The organism is Adonisia turfae CCMR0081, assembly GCF_011009555.1.
Taxonomy (GTDB): domain Bacteria; phylum Cyanobacteriota; class Cyanobacteriia; order Phormidesmidales; family Phormidesmidaceae; genus Leptothoe; species Leptothoe turfae.
This window is the reverse complement of sequence record NZ_QXHD01000004.1, coordinates 3,164,049-3,166,972: the sequence shown is the minus strand read 5'-3', so window position 1 is coordinate 3,166,972 and position 2,924 is coordinate 3,164,049. Positions and strand designations below refer to the sequence as shown.

Genomic DNA, 2,924 nt, shown 5'->3' with positions numbered 1-2,924 from the left:
CTACTCCCTTGTTAAAATCTAATCAACCCACCCAACTGCCTCCCCCATGCCCCGCTCCCTCTGCGTCCACCCTGATCATCGCACCACCGTGGCCCTTTCCCTGGAGCGCAATGGTTTCCTCACCCAGGGAGACCTGGCAGGTCATTTAGAGGTGGCCCTGTCTACGGTGAATAACTTTTGTCGGGGCATTAAGGTATCGGTGGCTAAGTTTGAAGAAATCTGTGAAGCGCTAGGACTGGACCCACGGGTGATGATTCAGCCTCAAGAAACATCGGTGGAGGAAACTGAGCCAATACAGGAAGCAGATTTCGATCACTTTTTTGCCTATGATCCACTGTGGGTTGGCCGAAAATCTCTCACCCAGGAGCTAACGACTAAGGTGAAAGGGGCCTGCCGTCTATTGTTGATAACGGGTATCGCTGGGGTGGGTAAAACAGCTCTGGCTGAGCGGCTATCGGTAGATCTGCAAGAGAATACTAGACAATTACTGCGGGTAAACTTTGACAACCAGGAGAAATCTACAGACTTTACCAGCGTAGCGGCTAGCCTGTTAGAAACCTGTGGCGAAGTGGTTACCCCTGACGATCGCACTGACCCACAGTTGTTAACCCGGCGTTTAGTACAGCATTTGCAGGCTACAAACTACGTGATCGTGATCGACTCCCTTGAACAGATTTTGCAAGGCAATGAACAGGATGGCTGGAGCGAATTTAAGGACAGCGGGTTTGTGGCATTTTTCAGAGCTGTCTTGGCCAGTGACACGTTCCAAAGCCGTTTTATTCTCACGTCCCAAGAACTGCCTACCCAAATTGCAGAGATTGGCTCACGGTATCAAAACTTCTGGCACTGTAAACCCCTGAGCGGCCTATCAGAACCTGAGCAATATGCTCTCTTTTTAAGAACAGGGTTTGCTCCAGAGTCTGCTCCAGAACTGCTGCGCATCGGTAAAGCCTACGAAGGCCATCCCCTGGCATTGCGCATTATCCTGGGGGAAATCGGCAGTCATCCGTTTTATGGCAACATTGCTGCCTACTGGCAACGCTACGGTCATGAAATCGAAGCGGTAGAACAGGCCATTGCTGCTGCCGCTGAAGGCGCAACTACTGGAGCAGACGACAAGTGGCAGCTGGACCGCTTTACCCGTGCCCTTCGCCGCAATGTGCAGCAGCGCCTGGAACAAACCTTTGCGCGTCTACGGCAGGATGCAAAATATGCTTACATCCTGCTCTGTGAAGCCTCGGTCTATCGCTGTCCCGTTCCAGACGACTGGTGGCTCAGCCATTTAGAAGATTGGCAACAGTCTGAGGTTGAGCAGGCAACTGCATTGGAAATTTTGTGCGATCGCTACCTGGTAGAAGAAATGACCGAAGGCTCCCAGCTCATGCTCAAACAGCACAACCTTATCCGCAGTGTATCCCTGGCTCATCTGAAACAGCTGACGTTTGATGGCTAATTCAGACTATTGAATGTCGTGAGATCGCACCTATTCCTCATCCTCTACCCACCGAAACCGCATCCGTTCCCGTGGGCGCGGACCGTAGCCCTCCCACTGACCCTCCAGCACCTGCATCCGTTCAGACATCTCTTGCCAAACGCCGGGGAGTGCCCAGATTGCCTCTGTCAGCTCAATCGGTAAATCACTGGTAACGATGCGTGTACCTGCCACAGCTTCACCTCCTGGGGCACATCCCAAAGAATCAGATGAATCTCGGACCACCGGTTGAGCGGTGCTGCATCCACCAGTGACCCAATGATACCGATGCCGCCAATGCCATGGGTGGTCTTTAGCTGTTCAACAATCTCGCGGGTGCGCTGCCACCAAACCTCTCGTCGTTGAGCCTGTTGCTGCTGGGCAGCTCGGCGTAGGGCGCGGACCCATTCGTAACCTGCGGCTAGTTTGACGGTTTCCACCAGGCCCAGGGTTGTTAGTAGGAGTGAGATCGCATTTCTTGTGCCAGTCTCTCCCCCCACTAGCGGAAATGGCGGACCTTCCAGCTTGGTTTCAGGACACCAGGAAACAAACTGTTCCAGGCTAATGGGGGTTGGCCCTAGACCGACCTCAGGGACAAATCGAACGCTGCCGTAGCTTAGTTCGGTTCCCGGTTCTCGTTCTAAGCACCACCGACGAGGTTGTTCAATGCTGGTAAAGGCAGGTAGCTTTTGCTCATAGGGAGAGACTTTTTGATCGTACCGCAGCCAGAAAATATCTGGACTAAAGCTCAGATTTGGAATACCTCTGTAGCATCCATCTGGGTCTAGCTCACCTGCCTGATATCCTTCAGCAGTCCAGTGCCAAAAGGTAAACTGTCGTTCCACCGGATCAACGGTCCAATAATGCTGTAATTTAGCCTGTTCATAGATGGCTCGTCGCACCTGTTCATCAACAGTACGCTGCTCCGGTAAAACAATTTCAATCGCCAGGTGGGCCGCTGTCTCGACAAAATAGTCATGCAAGATATCCTGGGCCAACTGTTCTGCCGTGATCAGCATAATATCTGGGGTCAGCATGTTGGCTCCCAGCTGCATACCGTAGTTAGGGCCGGAACATTTACCCAGGTGGCCACGGCTAACGGCACTGTTCAGGGCCTGTCTGAGGTAGTCTCGCACCCAGCGATGCTCACCGGTATACCTGGAGCCCAGCGGTGGATTTTGAGTGTGGCGGTAGTCAGAGGATAGGGGTAATGCGTCGGCCCAGGTCAGCCAGTCTGCTTCGGTGGTGTGGGAGACATCGTAGGCCTGTCGTAGAGCCTCCCACCATTGGTCTAGGGGAGCAAAGGCAATGGCAGCGTCTAACCCCCAGCCCAGCAATGCTTCTTTGAGCAACCAGCGACTGCCTGCCAGGGTACCGCCGACTAAAAATTGTCCCTCGATGAGTTCAAACCGAATCTCAGGCCACCGACAAAGTTGTAAATCAATCTCTTGGG

The 2,924-nt window shown here is 53.2% G+C and carries 3 protein-coding genes; 1 reads left to right on the top strand and 2 read right to left on the bottom strand.

The genetic code is table 11. The features are described 5' to 3' along the window. Positions 1–46: 46 nt before the first annotated feature. Positions 47–1,453, top strand: a complete 1,407-nt coding sequence (locus DXZ20_RS17805; protein ID WP_163699592.1) for an AAA family ATPase — start codon at positions 47–49, stop codon at positions 1,451–1,453. A gap of 30 nt (positions 1,454–1,483) precedes the next feature. On the opposite strand, the gene DXZ20_RS17800 is transcribed toward DXZ20_RS17805, so the two are convergent. Continuing rightward, positions 1,484–1,666, bottom strand: a complete 183-nt coding sequence (locus tag DXZ20_RS17800) for a hypothetical protein (protein WP_163699590.1) — start codon at positions 1,664–1,666, stop codon at positions 1,484–1,486. Beyond that, the coding region (locus DXZ20_RS17795) for a Uma2 family endonuclease (protein ID WP_250565804.1) at positions 1,621–2,924 on the bottom strand (1,304 nt) is incomplete at its 5' end. The genes DXZ20_RS17800 and DXZ20_RS17795, both read right to left, overlap by 46 nt.